Annotated in this window: 2 protein-coding genes; one reads left to right on the top strand and one right to left on the bottom strand. The window is 36.9% G+C overall.

Features of this window, described 5'->3' with window-relative positions; genetic code table 11:
- Positions 1-195: 195 nt before the first annotated feature.
- The gene (locus QZ562_RS19990; protein WP_293764232.1) at positions 196-1911 is read right to left on the bottom strand and encodes an ATP-binding protein; all 1716 of its coding nucleotides are present in this window, start codon (positions 1909-1911) and stop codon (positions 196-198) included.
- Between the two features lie 311 nt (positions 1912-2222).
- Between QZ562_RS19990 and QZ562_RS19995 the strand changes: the two genes are divergently transcribed.
- Complete coding sequence (locus QZ562_RS19995) at positions 2223-4103, top strand: DUF885 domain-containing protein (RefSeq protein ID WP_293764235.1); 1881 nt, start codon at positions 2223-2225, stop codon at positions 4101-4103.
- The last annotated feature ends 103 nt before the right edge of the window (positions 4104-4206 follow it).

A 4206-nucleotide genomic window follows, 5' to 3' on the forward strand; every position in this document is an offset into this window, starting at 1 on the left:
ATCTAAAACTATTATGAAAAAGTGAAAATTCTGGATGCATCAATAAAGCCACTTATTTATGTCTATTTCAAATATTTTTTATCTAATCTATATCCGAAAATAGGGGTGGTTTTAGCCTTCTTCGATTCCGTAAAATTAAACATTTATTCTAAAAATTATATTCTCGTTGTTTTTAGCTTGTTAGTTATTAGTGTTTTAATTTGGCTGATACTTCGCCAGCATTCGTTTTAAGTCTTCGGTGTCCACTGGCTTGGTAAGATATTCGTTCATACCTACAGCAAGGCATTTTTCTCTTTCATTGTTCATTGTGTTTGCAGTGAGTGCGGCAATAGGGATTTTTCTAAATTCATCTCCAACTTCGCCTGCTCTTATTCTGCGTGTTGCTTCATAACCATCTAAATTAGGCATCTGACAATCCATGAGTATCAGGTCAAATGTAGACGGCTGTGAACGAGTCAGCAGCATGAGAGCCTCGAGGCCATCGTTCGCAACATCTACCTTAATTTTTAGGCTTTTCAAGATAGCATGCATAACCTCTTGGTTAATGAAGTTGTCTTCAACTAGAAGGACTCGTAGATTAAAAAAGTTACCAAGATATTTTGAGGTGTTGTACTTTTCTTCTTTTATTACAACTAAATCTGGTAAGGCTAATTTAATTGAGAATTGGAAGACTGACCCTTTTCCTAAGCTACTATGTGCAGTTATACGTCCGCCCATCAGTTCACAGAGCTGCTTGCTGATCGCTAGACCCAGACCAGTGCCACCGAAATTTCTTGTTGTCGACATATCTGCTTGAGAGAATGAATCAAAGAGGTAGGGTAGTGCATCGTCACTGACACCGATGCCAGTATCGGTTACTTCAACATTTAAACGGAGATGGTCGTCAATTGCATTTAAACTATACGTAAATATTACACTGCCCAATTGAGTAAATTTAATCGCATTGGATAGTAAATTATTCAAAATCTGCGTGAGTCGATAAGGATCGCCTACGACTTTATTTTGTAGGACATTTCCCTTAACAAGTTCTAGTTTTAAATTTTTTCTGTTAGCTTGGGATTGTAGGTCGTGAGTCAATTCGGTAAAAAGCTGATCTAAGTCAAATTCCATTAATTCGATACTAAGTTCACCAGCCTCTATTTTTGAGAAATCTAGGATATCGTTAATGATAATCATCAGCGACCCAGCACTGCGCTTCGCTGTTGCAACATAATCTTTTTGCTTTTTATCCAATTTTGAATGTGATACCAGTTCAATCATGCCAATAATCCCGTTTATCGGTGTGCGAATTTCATGACTCATATTTGCTAAAAAGGAACTTTTTGCCTCGGTCGCAGCCTTCGCAACTTGTTCATGTTGTATTGCAATATCTCTTTCTTGTTCAAGTGCGAGTTGCTTTTCTACTAATTTTTTTCTGGTTAAATGTGCAAACCAGCTTAGCAGGGTGCTCATTGCCATGGTGAAAAAAAAATGCTGGGTTAATGCCACTTCAAGCGTTATGTTGACTGTAATCCATCCAATCCAGTTGAACATAACTGAGTATGTCCAGTGTGTGCGGTTTGATAACACAATACCTGACGCAATTATAGATACAAATATGTTGATATTTTGTTCTAGATCACCTGAATACCATAAATGTAACAAACTGTTTGAACTGACCATAAGCGTCATTAAGAGGGTAATAAAACTTTGCCAAGTCGATAAAATTTTAGATGCTTTAAGCCCAATAGTAAGACAAACAGTCCCAGTCATAAAAGCCGTAGTCATCAGGACCCATTTGAACGTTTCATGAAGCAGAAAAAAATGTGCAATAACCATAAAAAAATAAAGGGATGTTAGAAAATAAGCAACGGGTTGGAGTAGCTCCTCGGTATCATTAGCATCCTGTATTTCTAGACATTGTTGCTTCAAAAGGGTTCTAATTCGTCGCAATGTTCACAGGCTCAGGATAATTAATCATTCTGCAGAATAAGCGTCTTTGCTAAAAAAATCTATAGTAAGTCATTTGTCTTTTTGTCGCATGACTCAAAGTATCAATTTTATAAATGTGAATATCAGTCATATCTACAGATTAAAAAGCCTGTCGTAACTAACTAGAATCATATCTGAGTGTTTAAATAAAAATGATTTTACTCAATATTCAGTAAACTTAAGCCTTGTTGCATCTATAAGATATAGCGTTTATTCTCTTGTAAAAATATAGTTAACCAAAGGTATTATTAGTGCTTAAATATTACACATCAGCCATCAGTGCTGTTTTATTACTATCTGCTTGTGACCAATCATCAGTCCAAAAAGAAAGCCAGGCCCCTTTAACTGAGCCAGTAACGCTTGCAAAACAAGCGTCTGCTAAATCTGAGAGTTCTGAATCACAAAGAACCAATGCTTTCTTTGAACGTATATTTGAGGAGTCAGTTGAGCGTTACCCTGAAATGCTTACTTCTCTAGGGCGTAAAGACCGTGCAGATGAATGGAACGATTTATCAGAGGCATTCGCTAATAAGTCACTAGAAATAACTAAGAAACAAGTTGTTGAACTAAAGTCTTTCGACCGTTCTAAACTTGATGAAGCTACCGCCCTAAGTTACGACCTATTGGTTCAATTAATGGAAGAAGAGATTGAAGACAGTAAATGGCGTTTGTACAACTATCCTGTGAATCAAATGTTTGGTCGTCATTCTAGCGTTGTTTCTTTGTTGATTAACCAACATAGAATTGACAATGTTCAGGATGCAAATAATTATATTGCGCGTTTGAATGCTGTTCCACAATTATTTGATCAACTTATTGATAATATAGAAGCACGTACCGCGGCTAATATTATACCGCCAAAATTTGTATTTCCTCATGTGATCCGCGACGCCAAAAACATAATTAAAGGTGCACCATTCGATGATGGTGAACCAAGTGCTTTGCTTTCAGACTTCACCACGAAATTAAACGCATTAATCGAAAAAGAGCCCGGCCAATTAACAGATATTAACAAAATAGCTTTAATTAATGAGGTAACTTTAGCACTTAGTCATTCGGTTAAACCTGCATATCAAAAACTTGTTGCCCATTTAATCGAACTCGAAACCCAAGCTACTACTGAAGATGGTATTTGGAAATGGAAGGACGGCGAAGATTTTTATAATGTCGCCCTCAAACGTACAACGACCACGGATCTTAATTCTGATCAAATCCATGAAATCGGTTTAAAAGAAGTTGAACGTATTCATAATGAAATGCGTGTTATAAAAGATAAAGTTGAATTTGAAGGCGATCTTAATTCATTTATGCAATTCATGCGTGACGATGACCAATTTTATTACCCAAATACAGATGAAGGTAAAGCTAGGTACTTGAGTGAAGCGACAAGCCTAATTGATGACATGAGACTTAAGTTGGACGAAATGTTTATCACTAAACCTAAAGCTAAGTTAAATGTAAAAGCAGTAGAAGCTTTTCGTGAGCAATCTGCTGGAAAAGCGTTTTATCAACGCCCATCAGAGGATGGCACACGTTCAGGTCTTTACTATGCCAACCTCTACGATATGAAAGCTATGCCGACTTATCAAATGGAAGCTCTTGCCTACCACGAAGGTATTCCAGGACATCACATGCAACTTGCAATTCAACAAGAGTTAAAAGATGTTCCCAAATTCAGGAAATTTGGTGGTTACACCGCTTATATCGAAGGTTGGGGACTCTATTCAGAATATCTTCCAAAAGAATTTGGTGCTTACCAAGACCCTTACTCAGACTTCGGCCGCTTAGCAATGGAATTATGGCGTGCATGTAGATTAGTTGTTGATACTGGCATACATTCTAAAAAGTGGACTCGTGAAAAAGGCATTGCTTTTTATAGCGATAACACACCGAATGCGGTTTCAGATGTCGTGAAAATGGTAGAACGTCACATTGTGATGCCATCTCAAGCAACGGCTTACAAAATTGGTATGCTTAAAATTCTTGAGCTACGTGCTAACGCTAAAACAAAATTGGGCGACAGATTTAATATTCGTGAATATCATGATCAAATATTAAAGTATGGTCCACTTCCGCTCAATGTTCTGGAAGCTAAAGTTGATGCTTGGATTGCACTAAAACTAGTAAGCTAAGGTTAATCATTTAGATGCTAGCTCCTATATTTTAGTTTGACTAAAAAGTGCCAGGATAAAGTTTCATGGCACTTTTTACGTTGATTAAAAATGCTTAAATATC

This window comes from uncultured Paraglaciecola sp. (assembly GCF_913058035.1).
GTDB lineage: Bacteria > Pseudomonadota > Gammaproteobacteria > Enterobacterales > Alteromonadaceae > Paraglaciecola.